Below are 15929 nucleotides of genomic sequence, written 5' to 3'. Positions count from 1 at the left end.
ACGACGAGGTTCCTCGAGTCGGTTAGCGTGGCAGATGTCGGCGTCAACCGGGGGTGATGCGATGCCGGATTCCTTGTGTCACGTATCGATTCACTTTGGCGCTGCTGACGCGGCCGGGCACGGCGCCACGGTCGACCTGTCCTTGCCGGGCGCGATGACAGTAGGCGAACTCCTGCCGTGGATCGTCGACGCGCTCGGCGCCGCCGACGGCACCGCGCTGCGCTGGCGGTTGGCACACCTGGGCGGAAACGATCTGAACGAGTCGGCGACCCTGTCGCAGAACGATGTTCGCGACGGCGATCTGCTGGTGCTTGCCGGAGCCCGCGAAGAGCCCACGCCAGAACGGTCGCTGACTGCCGTGTTGACCGGCGACTCCACGGAGGACGCCGTGTCCGACGGACTGCGGGTGGCCGCCTGCTTGTGGGCCTGCGCGCTTGGCGTCGTGGCGCTGGCGTGGACCGGGCTCGCCGGCAGCGGATTGGACCGCATTGCCGTGGCCGCGGTGGCGGCAGTGGCTGTCTCTGCCGTGGCGCTGGCTGCCCGGCGTTTCGATCTGAGTTCGGCAAAGGTCGCGGCGCTCGACGTCGCAGCGCTCGCGCACGCGGCAGTCCTCGGTTTCCTCGTCGTTCCGGCCGGGCCGGCTCCGGCGAACTTCTTTCTGGCTGCGATCGCTGCGGGATCACTGGGCGCGATACTGATGCGGGTATCCGGTGGCGGCTCGGAGACTCTGCTCGCGGTCGTCACGGTCACCGGGGTGGTCGCCGCAGCGACCGGTTTCGTCTCGTGGTGGCCCTCGGCCACCCCGATACTGGGTTCGTTGGTGAGCGCACTCGGGGTGGGCCTGCTGCCGCTGACACCGCGGTTGTCCATTGCGTTGGCCGGCCTGACGCCGCCGGTACCCGGGTATGCCGGCGACGAGACGCCAGAGCCGGACGGATTCGACGTCGATGCACGAGCTCTCGTCGGGCACCGGTACCTGGCGAGCCTGGTGGCCGGTTGTTCGACCGCTGCCGCGCTGGGGACGGCAATCCTCACATTCGCCGGTCCGCAGCGGGTCACAGCCGTCGAGGTCACGTTCGCCGCGGCCGTCGGCGTGGCGCTACTGCTGCGCTCACGCAGCTACGTGTCGGGCCGTTGCCGCACCGTCGCCGGCGTCTGCGGATTCCTCTCGCTCACTGCAGCTTTCGTTCTTGTAGTGGCCTGGAATCCAGTACATGGCAGTTGGACCGGAGTGCTCGCCGTCGGCACTGGGATCGCCCTGATCTGGCCGGTCACGATCCACAGTCCGGCCGCAGCTCGGTTCGCAGATGCCCTGGAGTACGCCGCGCTGGCCGCGGTGGTGCCGCTGACATGCTGGCTGGCCGGCGCTTTCGACATCGTTCGCGACCTGGCACTGAGGTGAACAGGCCGGTCCGGTTGGCTGCGGCGCTGATCGTCGGGTTTCCACTGCTGCCCATTGCGCCGGCAGCAGCCGTCGTACCACCCGCAGTCGATGCGACTTTGCTCCCTCGGCCTGCGCCACCGGGACCCGTCGAGCGCACCGAACAACGCCAACCCTGCTATCAGTCTCCGGCCGACGCCACCGCCGCTGTGGCGGGGTCTCCACTGGGACTGGAGTCGGTGTGGCCGCTCACACGCGGTGCGGGGCAGAAGATCGCGGTGATCGACACCGGGGTCGCCCGGCACCGTCTGTTGCCGCACCTTGTCGGCGGTGGTGACTATGTGTCACACGGCGACGGTACCGCCGATTGCGACGGCCACGGCACGATCGTTGCCGGAATCGCCGGTGCTGCACCTAGTCCCGGATTCAGCGGGGTCGCACCCGACTCCGTCATCCTGGCCATCCGTCAGTCGAGCAACAAGTTCAGCGCGGACGGCGGACCTACCGGTGTCGGCGACGTCACCACCCTCGCCATGGCGGTGCGTACCGCAGCCGACCTCGGCGCCACCGTCATCAACATCTCGTCGCCCGCGTGCGTAGCCGCCACCGCAGCACCCGACGACCGAGCCCTCGGCGCCGCACTGAGCTACGCCGTCGACGTCCGTAACGTCGTGGTGGTGGCCGCAGCCGGCAACGTCGGCGCGGGCTGTACGCAGCAGGAAGGTCCCACCGGTCCGGCCGGCGTACCCGACTGGGACAGTCTCCGCACGGTATCCAGCCCGGGCTGGTACGACGACCTGGTGTTGTGCGTGGGTTCGGTCGGATCCGACGGCACGGCATCGGTTTTCAGTCTGGCCGGTCCCTGGGTCGATGTGGCCGCGCCCGGCGAGAATCGCGTCTCGCTTCACCCCGACGGCGAACGGTTGATCGACACGATCGGACGGGAAGCCCCGATTTCGGGAACCAACTATGCCGCGCCCGTCGTGGCCGGGGTGGCTGCGCTGGTGCGCGCCCGGTTCCCGCAACTCAGCGCGCGAGAGGTGATGCGCCGCATCGAGGACACCGCACGTACTCCGGCCGACGGCTGGAATCCGTTGGTCGGGCACGGTGTGGTCGACGCCCTGGCCGCCGTCAGCGGCGGCACTCCGTCGTCTGTGTCCGCGCCGGCCGTCCCGGCCCTGGTAGTGCCGGGTGCCCCGGCCTCGATCGACGCCCGGCCCCAGCGCATCGCCTTCGGCGGCGCCGCCGTGTGCGTCGGCGCGACGCTCCTGATCGCACTGATGATGGCAGCCAAGCGGTTACGCCGGCACCGCCCGGGCGCCGGTCGTCACGTCCCGGCTGACTGAGGCGGCTTCGCGGTTCAGTTCGGGCCCCCGTGGCAGCATCGCGAGCATCGGCCACGGCGCGGGAACAGGGTCGGTACCCAGACCGAGCATTTCTGCGGTGGCCCCGTCGCGGATCCCGAACAGCACGCCCCGATCGTTCAACAGGTACAGCGGCCCACCGTCGATGCCGTCGCGGGTCACACCCGCGGCCTGCAGCAGCACGCTGCGGCCACCCGGAATCACCACCCGATCGACATTCGGGCCCATACCGTCTGCCTGCGCCAGTTGCATACTGTGATCGGGCAGCGAATCTGCCATGACCACACTGGTATTCGTTGCCGATCCGCGCTGCCGCGGATCCCAGTTGGCGCACACCACCGCAGGTGCCCGCGGCACTACCCGCTCCGGGAACCGGGCCACGGCGAGGTTGTCGGCCACCGGCACGTCGGCCACGACGTCGGCCGGAACGACGGGCGGTTCGTCGTGCGACTGAGCCACGCTGAATCGGATGACGTCGGCCGCCACCCGGCCGACGCGTTGGAGGCCGTCGGTCAGCACCACATAGAACTCGGCGGGGCCGGCGCGTACCACGCGCACCACGGTGCCCACCGCGAGTCCGCCCAGCGCGGCCGGTCCAGGGTTGCCCACGCCCGCGATCGGCGGTGCCCGTAACGCCGGCGCCTCGGGCACCGAGTCCAGCAGGGCTTGCGAAACCGCTTGTACCGGCAAACCTTCCAGATGCAGTGCTCGTACCACGGCGATGTCGCGGAGATCGACCCGCGCCCGCCACCCGTCGGCTAGCAGGTACGTCGCCCCTCCCATCGTGCGCGCCGACACGAGCAACGCCTGACCGCTACCCAACGCCACCATCCTGCGGTCGCCCCGCCCCGCCAGCAGCACTGTCTCGGCCGGCTCTGTGCCGTCGCAGACAGCCCAGTCCGATTCGTCGAGGCTCAGCGGTTGACCGAGCTCGGCCGGGGCGCCCGGGATGCCCACCAGTGGGCCGCGCCGGAACTTGGCGATGGCAGCGGCGTCGACCACCAGCGGATTCACCGGTGTACCGACGATGAGCCGGGCCGAAGCCAGATCAGACACCGGGTGCACGGTGTCGTCGACGCGGACGTACAGGGCTCCGGTATCGCGCGCCAGCAGGATCGCCGCATCACCTGGCACCGATCCTGGACGGACCAGCGCCAGCACCGCACACACCGCGATCGCTGCAGCCGTCAGGGCGCAGCCCGCGCCGTAGGCGACCGCCTGCGCGCGCAGCGGATCATCGAGCATCCGCGCGTCACCGCGAACCAACGCGTGTGTCATGCGCCGCAACAGGAATCGATGCCCGCTGAGCTGTAGCCGAGTGGCAGTTCGCCGTGCCATATGTCCCCCGGCGATCACCCTAACCCGGTCGGAGGCACGCCCCACGCAGTGATTCCGGCCTGCACCTGCTCACGACACCCGGCACCGTCAGCTCAACGTGTAGGTGAGCCCGTGTCCGGCCAGGCCATCGAGAAAGACACGCGGCTCGACGATCTGTGCCGGGCTCACGGCCCCGGTGGCGGCGAATACGTCGTCGAGGGTCGTCCCCACGATCGAGGCCGCGATGGGAGCCGTCAGATCGAAGATGCCCTCGGCGTTCAGGGTAGCTGTCCTTTCGCCGGATTCTCCTGCCGCCCTGACCGATATCCAGAAGCGCGTGGGGTCGTCGTCGATCCGGGTGTGAGTGGACCGGGTCGTCGCACCGAAGAGCGATTCGGCCAGCGAATGGAACGGGCTCCGCAGCGCCGCGCCTACCGCGCGGGTCATCAGCGGAACGAAGCGGTCCGGCACCGGGCTTCCGAATGTGCTGGCAGACATCCACGTTCGGACGGCGCCGACATCGAGATGTCGCGGAACGGTGACGGCATCCGGTGCCGGGTAGGTGAACACGGTCTGGGTGCCGACCGGATCCGGGAACGCCGCCGTCTGGAGCAGGGGCGTCCTGACCTCGACGTACCTCCGATCGAACTGGACTATGGGCTGCCCCATTCCACGCAGGAAGTTGGCGTACGCGGCGCCGCTCGGCGTCCAGTCGGTGATGTGATAGGCGATGTCGACGATGTCGATGCGCCCCGTCTCGGCCGCGATCAAGGTGACCAACGCATCGGCGAGCGCCGCGTAGAACCCCGCGGATGGAATCAGGGCGACACCGGCACTCGCGGCGGCAGCGCTCAGTTCGTCGAACACGTACTGGATCGAGCGTTGCTCACCGCTGATGTCGACATAGTGGGTCCGGGTGGCGATCGCGGCACGGGCGACCGGTTCGCAGGTTTCGACGAACGACCCGGCCGCGTTGACGACAGTTCGTACGTCCGAGCAGATCTCCTCGACTCGTGACCGGTCACTCAGGGCACCGGACTCCACGCGGACGGCCTGACCGATATCGGCCGCCAGCTTGTGCAATTTGTCGAGGTCGCGGCCCACGCACACTACCGAGCGGCCGGCTGCGAGAAGTTCACGCACGATCTGCTTTCCGGTGTATCCGGTGGCTCCGAAGACCGCGACGTCGGTTGATCGGTTGTCAGGCACTGATTCTCCCTATCGGGCTGAAGGACTGGAGGGCGAAATGGTGTGGCGCGAAATCCCGACGCGTTCCCACCCACGCAGGATCACCTCATCGGTCAATGGTGCGTTGGTAGCGAGATAGTCACGGTAGGCGGCCATCGACCGCTTTGTTTCGCGATCGGTGAGCGTCCGGACCAACCCCGCGGCTTCGCGCCGCATCGAGGCAACTCCCGGCCTGGTGCTCGAGTCATAGACCGCGCGTTTGATCTCCCGAGTGACCGCCGGCGGTCTGGCCGCCAGGCGATCCGCGAGCTCTACCGTGCTTGCGCGCAGTCGTTCTCGTGGGCAAACCTGGTGCACGATGCCGAGTCGGGCCGCGTCGCCAGCCGTGAGCCAGCTCCCGTCGAGCAGCAGTTGGACGGAGGCCGCCGCCCCCACGATCCGGGTCAGACGTTGGGTTCCCCCGGCCCCGGCGAGCAGGCCGATTCCTGACTCGACCAAGCCGATCTTGGTGTCATCCGCCATGATTCGGATGTCGCAGGCCAGCGCGAAGATCGCTCCCATCCCGAGGGCGAGACCGTTGATCTCGGTGATCACCACCTGATCCAGCCGGGACAGCCGGTCCAGGGACCGGTAGGTCCGGGCCAGGAACAAAGTGTTCCGCAGAGCGGTTCGACGCAGTACGGCGTCCACACTCCGGTTGGCGACGGCCACCCGCGCACCCGCGATGACGGCCCGGGCCGGGCCGTAGCCGACGCTGACCGGCACCGATTCGGCTCCGCGGAGCAGTGACGGTACGTCGAAATGAGTGAGATAGGTGTCATCGCTGCCCCTGAACACCACCGCCCGTATTGTCGAATCGCGGCGCAATTCCCTGGTGAGCCGGTCCAATTCGATGCTCATCGGCTCATCGAAGAAGTGTCGGGGCGGGTTGTTGAAGGTCACCGTGAGCACACGATCGGATTGATCGGTGACCAGTCGCGGCGAGGTACTCATGCCGCGACGACATCCCGTACGTCCCGCACCCAGGTTCGGGCGATCTGCCCGGCCAGGCGGACAGCGTTGCTCACCGTGGTCCAGTCGACGTTGTCCACGGTGTCGGACGGGCGGTGCAGGTGGCTCACCCAACCGTCCTCGACGGACAGTAGCGAGACCGCAGGCAGGCCGACGTGGGTCATGATCGCCGCGTCCGTGGCATTGGGGAAGCTGACCTGCTCGAGGTCCAAACCGAGTTCGGCGGCAGCGCGATGGGCCCGCTCGACCGCATCTGCCGCCAGCGTGTTCGTCAACGCCTCTCGCGCAGACACGACCATCGGCCCACGACTGCCGACCGAGTCGAGATTGATCACCAGGGTGTGGTCGGGGTCCAGTTGCCTCCGATGACGGCGGAGCCAATCCTTGATTCCGGTGTTTCCGGCCTCTTCGCCACCCGGAAACACCACCAGCACAGTGGTTTCCGGCAGAGGTGAGGCTACGAACTGGCCGGCGAGCGCGAGCACAGCGGCAACGCCCGAGGCATTGTCGTTGGCCCCCGGGGCGGTCCGACTTCCCATCGACTGCACCATGAGCGCTGCACTCGCCGCCAAGGCGGCGCCGGCAGCAAACCTGATCCGGCGGGACGGGATCGCGGCCGCCGCCAGTGCCGTCAACGGGATGGCGTGACTGGGCACCGCGTGGCCGGTGGCCGCGGCCAGGCGGCGGCTCGCCGCGACGGCATACGGATGCCACACTGCGCCCATGTGCGCAGCATCGTGATGGGCACAGAGCACCACCGTGCGACGCGAATGACCTGCCGCCGGAATCCGCGCCCACACCGATACGCCGCGTCGCGCCGGCAAGAGCCGACGCGCCCACTGCAGCCGTCCCGAGACTTCCAGCTCATAAGACACCGCGATCGCCGCACCTCCCCACCGCGCCACCGGATGCCGAAGCGCCGCGAGGCCGGCGCCGATCGCAAGGTGCACGAGATGCGCAGGGGCCCAGGATGTCTGGCTGCGGAATGTAGAGGTCGCGACATCTTTGGCGCCGAGCCCGTGCAAGCGCTCACCGAGGTAACGCGCCGAGGCACGCTCCCCCTCACCCGCAGTTCGGCGATCGAACCTGACCAGTTGCTCCACGTCGCGACGCATCGCGCCGACGTCGGCCGGCCCGTCGAACTCCCCCACCGAATCCATAGCGCCTCCCGCTTTCCGTTTCACAGAGTCGCACTCTGTTACCGATTTATAGTCGGCCACTATGCTCGCCTCTATGAGCTCCGTCAAGCCCCGCCGGCGCGACATCAGCGCGGCGCTCACGCGCACGGCAGTGCTCGACGCCGCACGCCACCTGTTCGTCACCAAGGGGTTCGAGGCGACGTCGATCGACGAGATCGCCCGCGCCTCCGAATCGAGCAACGGCGCCGTCTACCACCACTTTCGGGACAAGCAGGAGATCTTCGCCGAGGTGTTCCGCGGCGCCCAGGCCTCGGTGCTCCAAGCCGCCGTCGCGTCGATGCCGCCCGACACCACCGCGTGGCAACGCGTGGAGGTCGCCACGCGGGCTTTTCTGCGTGGCTATGTCGATGACGATGATGCTCGGATGCTGCTCCGGCAGGCCGTCGGCGTGTTGGGCTGGGACCGGGTCCGCGAACTGGACGAGGAAATGTCGCTGCCCCTGATCCGGGCTACGCTCGCCGACGCCATTGCAACGGGCGAAGCCGTCCCCGTACCGGTGGCGACCGCTGCGGACGTCTTGTTCAGCCTGTTCTGCAATTCGGTACTGATCATCGCGGCCGGAAGCGATCCGGACCAGACCGCCAAGGACGTCGAAGCTGTCCTGTTCACGCTGTTGAGCGGCATGCGCTCAGCGGCAGAAACCGCGTGAAGTACGCGTAGAGGGCGTTTCAGTCCTCGCGCTGACGCTGCCGGTAGGCCGCGACATGCTGGCGGTTACCGCAGTTGCCGGTATCGCAGAAAATGCGGGAGCGGTTCCGCGACAGGTCGGTCAGCACGGCCTCACAGTCCGGGGCGGCGCAGATCTTGAGCCGACGCAGTTCGCCGCCACGAATCAGGTCGGCCAGCGCCATCGCCATCTCGGCGCCCATCCGCTGCGCGAGCGGATCGTCGACCGACGCCAGGTGCAGGTGCCACTCCGGCATCTCCTTGTGCCGCGTCAGCCACGGCGCCGCCTTGGTGTCACTCAGCAGGGCGTTGACCCGACGGACCGCCTCCTCCTCGTCGTCGGCCACCGCCCAGACCTCCCCGATGCGCCCGCGCAGTGCGCGCACCGCGGCCAGCTCGGCGTCGTCTCGGTCGCGTCGTCCGGTCCAGCCGAAGTCATCGAGATAGGCACTCAGGTCGGCCTGGTCAGACAGTTGTTCGCCTTCTACCCGATCGGTGTTCACCAACACCATCGCAGCCCGAAGCGTGAGCTCCGTGTCATAGGTAAAAAGCATTTGACTCATGACCCCCTGTCGCCGTACCGTCAACCCTACTGTCATTACCAAAATCGATTTTACTCATGACACGTCCCAGGGGGGTGTACCGATGACTGCCGAAGCCCAGCTCGACCGCACGACCGCAGACAACCGCTTCCGGCTCGGCCTGCTGTTCGCCGTCAGCTCCGCGCTGGCGTTCGGCTCATCGGGCCCGTTCGCCAAAGCCCTGATGGAGTCCGGCTGGAGCCCCACCGCCGCCGTCACGGCCCGGCTGGCCGGTGGTGCGCTGATGATGGCCGCGTTCGCCGGCGTCGTCCGGCCCGGCTGGATCCGCGAAGTGCTCGGGCACGCCAAGACAGTCATCGGCTACGGCCTGATCCCGATCGCCGGCGCGCAGCTCTGCTACTACAACGCCGTCGCACACCTGTCCGTCGGTGTGGCGCTGCTGCTGGAGTACACCGCCCCGATCCTGGTCGTCGGCTGGGTCTGGGCCACCACCCGGCACCGCCCCAGCGCGCTGACCTTCGGCGGCGTGGCCGTCGCCATCGCCGGCATCGTCCTGGTGCTCGACGTGTTCAGCGGCGCCCAGATCAACCTCGCCGGCGTGAGCTGGGGCCTGGCCGCTGCAGTGTGCGCCGCCTGCTACTTCATGATGTCCAACAAGGCCAGTACCGACGGCGACGGGCTCAGCCCGATCAGCCTGGCTGCCGGTGGTCTGATCATCGGGACCACGGCCGTGGCGCTCCTCGGCGTCGCCGGCGTCATGCCACTGATCTTCACCACCAACCCCGTCACCCTTGCCGGACACACCACTTCGTGGCTGGTGCCGGTGATCGCACTCGGCCTGATCCCCACCGCCCTGGCCTACACGCTCGGCATCGTCGGGATCGCCAAACTCAAGCCACGCTTTGCCTCCCTGGTCGGGCTCTCCGAGGTGCTGTTCGCGGTCCTCATCGCCTGGGTCATGCTCGGCGAGGCGATGTCGGTGAGCCAGGCGATCGGCGGCGCCGTCGTACTGGTCGGTCTCGCAGTGGCCCGCCAGGGTGACCGCGGCGAGCAGGCGGACCCGGAAGCGCCCACCCAGGTCGAGCGGGCGACCTGGCCCGATATGGCCATGCAGGAGACGTCCGACGGGGCAAACGATTAGCCGCGGCTAACCATTTTGTGTGACTATGTTGCCCGTGAGTCTCCTCCGGAAGTCGGCCCGGGTGGCCGCGATCGTCTCAACCCTGGTCAGCGCAGCTTTTCCGCTGGTGTTCGCCGCGCCCGCCACGGCCGAACCATGCTCCGACGTAGAGGTCATCTTCGCCCGCGGGACCAATGACTTGCCCGGACTGGGCCGGCCGGGCCAGGCATTCGCCGACGGGCTGAGCTCCCGACTCGGCGGCCGTACGGTCTCCACCTACGCGGTGAACTACCCGGCCAGCTACGACTTCCTGGCCGCCGCCGACGGCGCCAACGACGCTGCCAACCGTATTGCCACGCTGGCGTCCTCCTGCCCGTCCACCAAGGTCGTACTCGGCGGCTACTCGCAGGGCGCCGCGGTCGTGGACATGCTGGCCGGCATCCCCCCGCTCGGCAACAGGGTCGGAGAGATCGGATCCGCACCGCCGCTCGCAGGCGATCTTGTGCCCCAGGTCGCTGCCGTTGCCGTATTCGGCAACCCGTCGGCGAAATTCGGCATTCCGATCACCTCGTCGGTGTTCGGAGGCAAGGCGATCGACATCTGCAAGGACGGGGATCCCATCTGTTCGCGCGGCCGGAACCCGTTCGCGCACAGCGACTACGTCGGCATGGCAGATCAGGCCGTCAACTTCGTCGCAGGAATCGTCTAGTCAAAACAGACGTTAGGATTTGGTGTGGCCATTGATCTTGTTCGTCGCTGCGCCGTGTTTGCGGCAGCAGCGCTCACCGCTGCTGCTGCCGTCGTCGCACCGGTTCTGGTGCCGTCCTCCACACCCGGGCTCGGCGTAGGTCTGCCTTCGGCCAAAGCCGCGGACTGCCCCGACATCGAGGTGGTATTTGCCCGCGGCACCAACGACACCCCGGGTCTCGGGCGGATCGGCAACGCGTTCGTCAGTTCGCTGCGCAACAAGGTCGGCGGCCGTTCGGTCGGCGCCTACGCGGTGAGTTATCCGGCCAGCTTCGACTTCCTGGCCGCAGCCGGCGGCGCCAACGATGCCTCCGGCCACATCCAGTGGATGGTGGACAACTGCCCCAATACCCGGCTGGTGCTGGGGGGCTACTCCCAGGGCGCCGCGGTGATCGACGTGATCGCTGCCGTTCCGTTCCCGGCCGTCGGCTTCAACGCACCGCTGCCGCCGAACGTCCCGGAGCACGTCGCCGCGGTCGCCGTCTTCGGTAACCCGTCGGCGAAACTCGGTCTGCCGCTGACCTCCAGCCCGGTGTACGGGGGCCGCGCCATCGACCTGTGCAACCCCGGCGATCCGATCTGCGGTGACGGCGACAGCGTTCAGGCACACCGGGCGTATGAAGGCCCGGCCAACGATGCCGCCAACTTCGTCGCCGGACTGTTGTAGGCCGCGTCCGCTACCATCGCTGAGGTGGTCGAACTCCCTGCGACCAGCCACGTAGCCCGACGGCTTCGGCGCTGGATCGGTGTAGCTGTCATTTTCGCGGCGGCCGTTGTCGTCCTGCCCGCCGCCGCGGCTGTCGTGCCTGGCTCCGTCGCCGTGGCCAACGCCGCCCCATGCCCTCCGGTCGAGGTCGTCTTCGCCCGTGGCCGTACCGAACCTGCCGGGGTCGGCACTCTCGGGAACGCGTTCGTGAGTGCCCTGCGGTCCAAGTCGAACAAGAACATCGGCGTCTATGCGGTCAAGTATCCGGCCGACAGCGAGGTCGACATCGGCGCCAACGACATGAGCCAGCACATCCAGTACATGATGAACAACTGCCCGGACACCCGATTGGTGATCGGCGGGTATTCGTTGGGCGCCGCAGTCGCCGACGTGGTGCTGGCCGTTCCGTTCACCGGCTTCGGCTTCAAGACTCCGCTGCCCGCAGGTGCCGACGGGCACATCGCCGCGGTCGCCCTGTTCGGCAACGGCGCCGCGTGGGTCGGTCCCATCACGCGCTTCAGCCCGGTCTATGCCGACCGGACCATCGAGTTGTGCCACGGTGCCGACCCGATCTGTAACCCGGCCGATCCCGACACCTGGAAGAACAACTGGCCCGATCACCTGGCGGGCGCCTACATCGACGGCGGGATGGTCAACCAGGCCGCGGATTTCGTGACCGGTCGCATCTGACCGACGTCGACCGTCGCCGGATCGTTGCCTGACCGGCACCTATTCTCGACGTCGTCGTCAATACCATCGAATGCGTGATCGTCCGCCGGATGTTCACCGCGCTCATCACCACCCTGGCCGCCGTCATGACGCCGATGACGGTAGCTCCCAGCATGATTGGCGTTGCCAACGGTGCCGTGTGTCCACCGGCGGAAGTGGTGTTCGCCCGCGGCCGGATGGAACCCCCGGGCCCCGGTCAGGTCGGCACCGCATTCATCAAGACTCTCCGAGCCCTCCGAGGCCCGAACATCAGCTTCTATCCGGTGAATTACCCGGCGGACACCCAGGTTGACGTGGGCGCCAACGACATGAGCCGGCACGTGCAGTGGATGACGCGCAATTGTCCGAGGACCAAGCTCGTGCTGGGCGGTTACTCGTTGGGCGCCGCCGCCACCGACCTGGTTCTGGCCATGCCGGTTTCGGCGTTCACCTTCAACAGTCCGCTACCGCGTGGCACCGATCGGCACATCGCCGCAGTGGCGCTGTTCGGCAACGGTGCCAACTGGGCAGGCCCGATCACGTTGTTGAACCCCACATATCAGAGTCGGACCATCGACCTGTGCCACAGTGACGACCCGGTGTGCAATCCGAGCAGCCCGTACAACTGGCGGGCCGGCTGGCAGGACCATCTGGCACCCGGCTACATCCGCTCGGGGATGATGGCGCAGGCGGCCAAGTTTGTCGCCGCCCGACTCTGAGGGCGCCCGAGGTTCTCAGAGCGTACGCAGGTCCCGGGTGACGGTGTTCCGGCCGGCCAGTTCATCATCGGGCGGATAGTCGACCTGAACGAGCGTGAGCCCACGCGCAGGTGCGGCGGCGAAATCGCTGGAGCGGCTCGACTCACCCAGGAGCCCGGCGGTCCAGTCAGCTGAACGCCTGCCCTCCCCCACCGCCAGAATCGCGCCGACCAACGAGCGAACCATGTTCCAGCAGAAGGCATCCGCGGTGACATACGCCGTCACATAGTGCCCGTCACGCACCCACTCCAGCCGCTGCAGGTCACGAATCGTGGTGGCTCCCGGGCGGGGACGGCAGAACGCCGCGAAATCGTTGAGCCCCACCAACTCCTGCGACGCGGCGGCCATCGCGTCGAGATCCAGGGACTTCGACCACGGGGTGACGAACCGCGCCTCGGACGGCTCGACCCCGTAGGGGGCGAGACTCAACCGGTAGGTGTAGTGCCGGCGCAGTGCCGAGAATCTGGCATCGAAACCCGCAGGCGCCCGGACGATGTCGCGGATCCGGACATCGGTCGGCAACAATCGCGCCAATCGACGCACCAGCGGGGTGAATTCGGCGTCACCCGGGCGGGTGGTGCGCGGATAGGCATGCGCGACGGCATCGACGGGGATGTCGACATGGGCGACCTGACCGGTGGCATGCACCCCGGTGTCGGTACGGCCCGCGGTACGCGTCACCACCGGCGCGCGGAACACCGTCGAGAGTGCCTCGTCGATCACCCCGGCCACGGTGCGCTGACCGATCTGCACCGCCCAGCCCGCGAAATCGGTGCCGTCGTATGCGATATCGAGCCGCAGGCGGACAGAAGCGACATGCCCGCCACCGGAATCGATGGCGGGCATGTCGTTCAATGCCTGGTTAGGACTTGGCTTCATCCTCAGTGACTGCCTCATCGGCGGACGCCTCGTCGGCCGGAGCCTCCTCAGCGACAGTCTCTTCGGTCGCCTCTTCGGTCGCGGCCTCTTCGACAGCGTCCTCAGCGGGAGCCTCAGCCTCGGCAGCCTTGGCCTGCGCGGCGGCCGCACGACGAGCGCGGTCGGCCTCGGAGGTCACGGTCTTCTCCCGCACCAGCTCGATGACAGCCATGGGGGCGTTGTCGCCCTTGCGGTTCTCGACCTTGATGATGCGCGTGTAGCCACCCTCGCGATCGGCGAAGAAGGGGCCGATCTCGGCGAACAGAACGTGCACGACGTCCTTGTCGCGGATCTTCTTCATCACCTCGCGGCGGTTGTGCAGCTCACCCTTGCGGGCATGGGTGATCAGCTTCTCGGCGTACGGACGCAGCGCCCGGGCCTTCGGTTCGGTCGTCTTGATGCGACCGTGCTCGAACAACGACGTAGCCAGGTTGGCCAGGATCGCCTTCTGGTGTGAGGACGACCCGCCGAGGCGAGCACCCTTGGTGGGCTTGGGCATTGCGACTATCTCCTAAATGGGGCCGGTCCCCGTATCAGGTAGGACCGGGACGGTAATTCTTTAGAGCTGCTCGGTCTCGGCGTAGTCCTGGGTGTCGTCCAGGTCGTAACCGCCGGCATCCGCGGTCCAGGTGCCGGTGGCGGCGTCGTAACCGGCGACCTCGGACGGATCGAACGTAGCCGGGCTGTCCTTGAGCGAGAGACCCAGCTGGTGCAGCTTGATCTTCACCTCGTCGATGGACTTCTGGCCGAAGTTACGGATGTCCAGCAGGTCGGACTCCGTGCGGGCGACGAGCTCGCCCACCGTGTGCACACCCTCGCGCTTGAGGCAGTTGTACGAACGGACGGTCAGGTCCAGATCGTCGATCGGCAGCGCGAAGCTGGCAATGTGGTCTGCCTCGGCCGGCGACGGGCCGATCTCGATGCCCTCGGCCTCGACGTTGAGTTCCCGTGCCAGACCGAACAGCTCGACCAGGGTCTTGCCGGCCGACGCCAGGGCGTCACGCGGGCTGATCGAGTTCTTGGTCTCGACATCGAGAATCAGCTTGTCGAAGTCGGTGCGCTGCTCGACACGCGTGGCCTCCACCTTGTAGGTGACCTTGAGGACCGGCGAGTAGATCGAATCGACCGGGATACGGCCGATCTCAGCGCCCGAGGCCTTGTTCTGCACGGCCGGGACGTAGCCGCGACCGCGCTCGACGACGAGCTCGACCTCCAGCTTGCCCTTGTCGTTGAGGGTGGCGATGTGCATGTCCGGGTTGTGCACCGTCACACCGGCCGGGGGCACGATGTCACCGGCGGTGACGGCACCCGGGCCCTGCTTGCGCAGGTACATGGTGACCGGCTCGTCCTCCTCGGAGGACACGACCAGGCCCTTGAGGTTCAGGATGATGTCGGTGACGTCTTCCTTGACGCCGGGGACGGTGGTGAACTCGTGCAGCACACCGTCGATGCGGATGCTCGTGACCGCTGCGCCCGGAATGGACGACAGCAGCGTGCGCCGCAGCGAGTTACCCAACGTGTAACCGAAACCGGGCTCCAGGGGCTCGATGACGAACTTGGAGCGGTTGTCGGCGAGGGTTTCCTCGGACAGTGTGGGTCGCTGAGAGATCAGCATGGTGTTTCTTCTCCTTCTCGGCACCCGCTATTTGATGCCGTCTGGTACCTACCGGTCGGGTGACCGGTAGGTCATTACTTCGAGTAGAACTCGACGATGAGCTGTTCGGCGAGCGGCACCTGGATCTGCGCGCGCTCCGGCAGCTGGTGGACGAGGATGCGCTGACGCTCCCCGACGACCTGCAGCCACGACGGGATCGGACGCTCACCCGCAGTCTGCCGAGAAAGCTCGAACGGCAGGGTGTTGAGCGACTTCTCCTTGATGTCGATGATGTCGTACTGCGACACCCGGTAGCTCGGGATGTTCACCTTGACACCGTTGACGGTGAAGTGGCCGTGGCTGACCAGCTGACGGGCCATCCGGCGGGTGCGCGCCAGGCCGGCGCGGTACACCACGTTGTCCAGGCGGCTCTCCAGGATCTGGAGCAGGTTCTCGCCGGTCTTACCCGACTGGCGGTTGGCCTCTTCGTAGTACTTGCGGAACTGCTTCTCCAGCACGCCGTAGGTGAAGCGAGCCTTCTGCTTCTCCTGCAGCTGGGTGCGGTATTCGCTCTCCTTGATCCGCGCGCGGCCGTGCTGGCCGGGCGGGTAGGGGCGCTTCTCGAACGACTGGTCTCCACCGATCAGGTCGACGCCGAGACGGCGCGACTTGCGGGTGGCGGGTCCGGTATAACGAGCCATTTTCTTTAC

Annotated in this window: 17 protein-coding genes; 8 read left to right on the top strand and 9 right to left on the bottom strand. The window is 67.5% G+C overall.

Annotated elements, in window-relative coordinates:
* Window positions 1-61 precede the first annotated feature (61 nt).
* Together eccD and mycP are read left to right on the top strand one after the other, a co-directional pair.
* Window positions 62-1402 (top strand): type VII secretion integral membrane protein EccD, encoded by a 1341-nt coding sequence (gene eccD, locus AC4ELS_RS22100; protein ID WP_498885426.1) that lies wholly within the window; start codon window positions 62-64, stop codon window positions 1400-1402.
* Window positions 1399-2727, top strand: coding sequence for a type VII secretion-associated serine protease mycosin (mycP, locus tag AC4ELS_RS22095; protein WP_448445884.1), 1329 nt, complete (start codon window positions 1399-1401; stop codon window positions 2725-2727). The genes eccD and mycP overlap by 4 nt, the downstream gene beginning before the upstream one ends.
* Here the strand turns inward: mycP and eccB are convergent.
* The 4 genes from eccB to AC4ELS_RS22075 all read right to left on the bottom strand — a co-directional run bounded on the left by eccB (window position 2680) and on the right by AC4ELS_RS22075 (window position 7421).
* Window positions 2680-4083 carry a type VII secretion protein EccB gene (gene eccB, locus AC4ELS_RS22090; RefSeq protein WP_499049319.1) on the bottom strand — a complete coding sequence of 468 codons (1404 nt, stop codon included), beginning with the start codon at window positions 4081-4083 and terminating at the stop codon, window positions 2680-2682. The two genes, mycP and eccB, sit on opposite strands and share 48 nt — an antisense overlap.
* An 87-nt stretch (window positions 4084-4170) precedes the next feature.
* On the bottom strand, window positions 4171-5271 hold the full coding sequence (locus AC4ELS_RS22085; protein WP_448445888.1) for a saccharopine dehydrogenase NADP-binding domain-containing protein: 1101 nt from the start codon (window positions 5269-5271) through the stop codon (window positions 4171-4173).
* Window positions 5272-5280: 9 nt separating this feature from the next.
* Window positions 5281-6243 carry an enoyl-CoA hydratase/isomerase family protein gene (locus AC4ELS_RS22080; RefSeq protein WP_448445890.1) on the bottom strand — a complete coding sequence of 321 codons (963 nt, stop codon included), beginning with the start codon at window positions 6241-6243 and terminating at the stop codon, window positions 5281-5283.
* Window positions 6240-7421, bottom strand: coding sequence for a M28 family metallopeptidase (locus tag AC4ELS_RS22075; RefSeq protein WP_448445892.1), 1182 nt, complete (start codon window positions 7419-7421; stop codon window positions 6240-6242). Before AC4ELS_RS22075 ends, AC4ELS_RS22080 begins: the two co-directional genes overlap by 4 nt.
* Before the next feature lie 73 nt (window positions 7422-7494).
* Between AC4ELS_RS22075 and AC4ELS_RS22070 the strand changes: the two genes are divergently transcribed.
* Entirely contained in the window at window positions 7495-8109 is a 615-nt protein-coding gene (locus AC4ELS_RS22070; RefSeq protein WP_064960035.1) for a TetR/AcrR family transcriptional regulator, read from the top strand.
* A gap of 19 nt (window positions 8110-8128) precedes the next feature.
* Here AC4ELS_RS22070 and AC4ELS_RS22065 read toward each other — a convergent pair whose 3' ends face one another.
* Window positions 8129-8680, bottom strand: a complete 552-nt coding sequence (locus AC4ELS_RS22065; RefSeq protein WP_064960034.1) for a CGNR zinc finger domain-containing protein — start codon at window positions 8678-8680, stop codon at window positions 8129-8131.
* Between the two features lie 91 nt (window positions 8681-8771).
* Here AC4ELS_RS22065 and AC4ELS_RS22060 point away from each other — a divergent pair, with 91 nt between their 5' ends.
* From AC4ELS_RS22060 to AC4ELS_RS22040, 5 genes are all read left to right on the top strand, one after another.
* On the top strand, window positions 8772-9809 hold the full coding sequence (locus AC4ELS_RS22060) for an EamA family transporter (protein WP_448445895.1): 1038 nt from the start codon (window positions 8772-8774) through the stop codon (window positions 9807-9809).
* 25 nt (window positions 9810-9834) lie between these two features.
* Window positions 9835-10497, top strand: coding sequence for a cutinase family protein (locus AC4ELS_RS22055; RefSeq protein ID WP_174554289.1), 663 nt, complete (start codon window positions 9835-9837; stop codon window positions 10495-10497).
* 24 nt (window positions 10498-10521) lie between these two features.
* Window positions 10522-11202, top strand: coding sequence for a cutinase family protein (locus tag AC4ELS_RS22050; RefSeq protein WP_064960032.1), 681 nt, complete (start codon window positions 10522-10524; stop codon window positions 11200-11202).
* 75 nt (window positions 11203-11277) lie between these two features.
* Window positions 11278-11931, top strand: a complete 654-nt coding sequence (locus tag AC4ELS_RS22045; protein WP_448446060.1) for a cutinase family protein — start codon at window positions 11278-11280, stop codon at window positions 11929-11931.
* A 65-nt stretch (window positions 11932-11996) separates the two neighbouring features.
* Window positions 11997-12668, top strand: a complete 672-nt coding sequence (locus tag AC4ELS_RS22040; RefSeq protein ID WP_499049478.1) for a cutinase family protein — start codon at window positions 11997-11999, stop codon at window positions 12666-12668.
* 15 nt (window positions 12669-12683) lie between these two features.
* Here the strand turns inward: AC4ELS_RS22040 and truA are convergent, their stop codons facing one another.
* The 4 genes from truA to rpsD all read right to left on the bottom strand — a co-directional run bounded on the left by truA (window position 12684) and on the right by rpsD (window position 15920).
* Window positions 12684-13553 carry a tRNA pseudouridine(38-40) synthase TruA gene (gene truA / locus AC4ELS_RS22035; protein WP_064960031.1) on the bottom strand — a complete coding sequence of 290 codons (870 nt, stop codon included), beginning with the start codon at window positions 13551-13553 and terminating at the stop codon, window positions 12684-12686.
* 16 nt (window positions 13554-13569) lie between these two features.
* On the bottom strand, window positions 13570-14124 hold the full coding sequence (rplQ, locus tag AC4ELS_RS22030; RefSeq protein WP_064960030.1) for a 50S ribosomal protein L17: 555 nt from the start codon (window positions 14122-14124) through the stop codon (window positions 13570-13572).
* Window positions 14125-14184: 60 nt separating this feature from the next.
* The gene (locus AC4ELS_RS22025) at window positions 14185-15240 is read right to left on the bottom strand and encodes a DNA-directed RNA polymerase subunit alpha (protein ID WP_019347690.1); all 1056 of its coding nucleotides are present in this window, start codon (window positions 15238-15240) and stop codon (window positions 14185-14187) included.
* Between the two features lie 74 nt (window positions 15241-15314).
* The gene (gene rpsD / locus AC4ELS_RS22020) at window positions 15315-15920 is read right to left on the bottom strand and encodes a 30S ribosomal protein S4 (RefSeq protein ID WP_055109864.1); all 606 of its coding nucleotides are present in this window, start codon (window positions 15918-15920) and stop codon (window positions 15315-15317) included.
* Window positions 15921-15929: the final 9 nt, after the last annotated feature.

It is taken from the genome of Mycobacterium shunyiense, from assembly GCF_058270035.1.
This window is presented reverse-complemented; position numbering and strand designations above follow the sequence as displayed.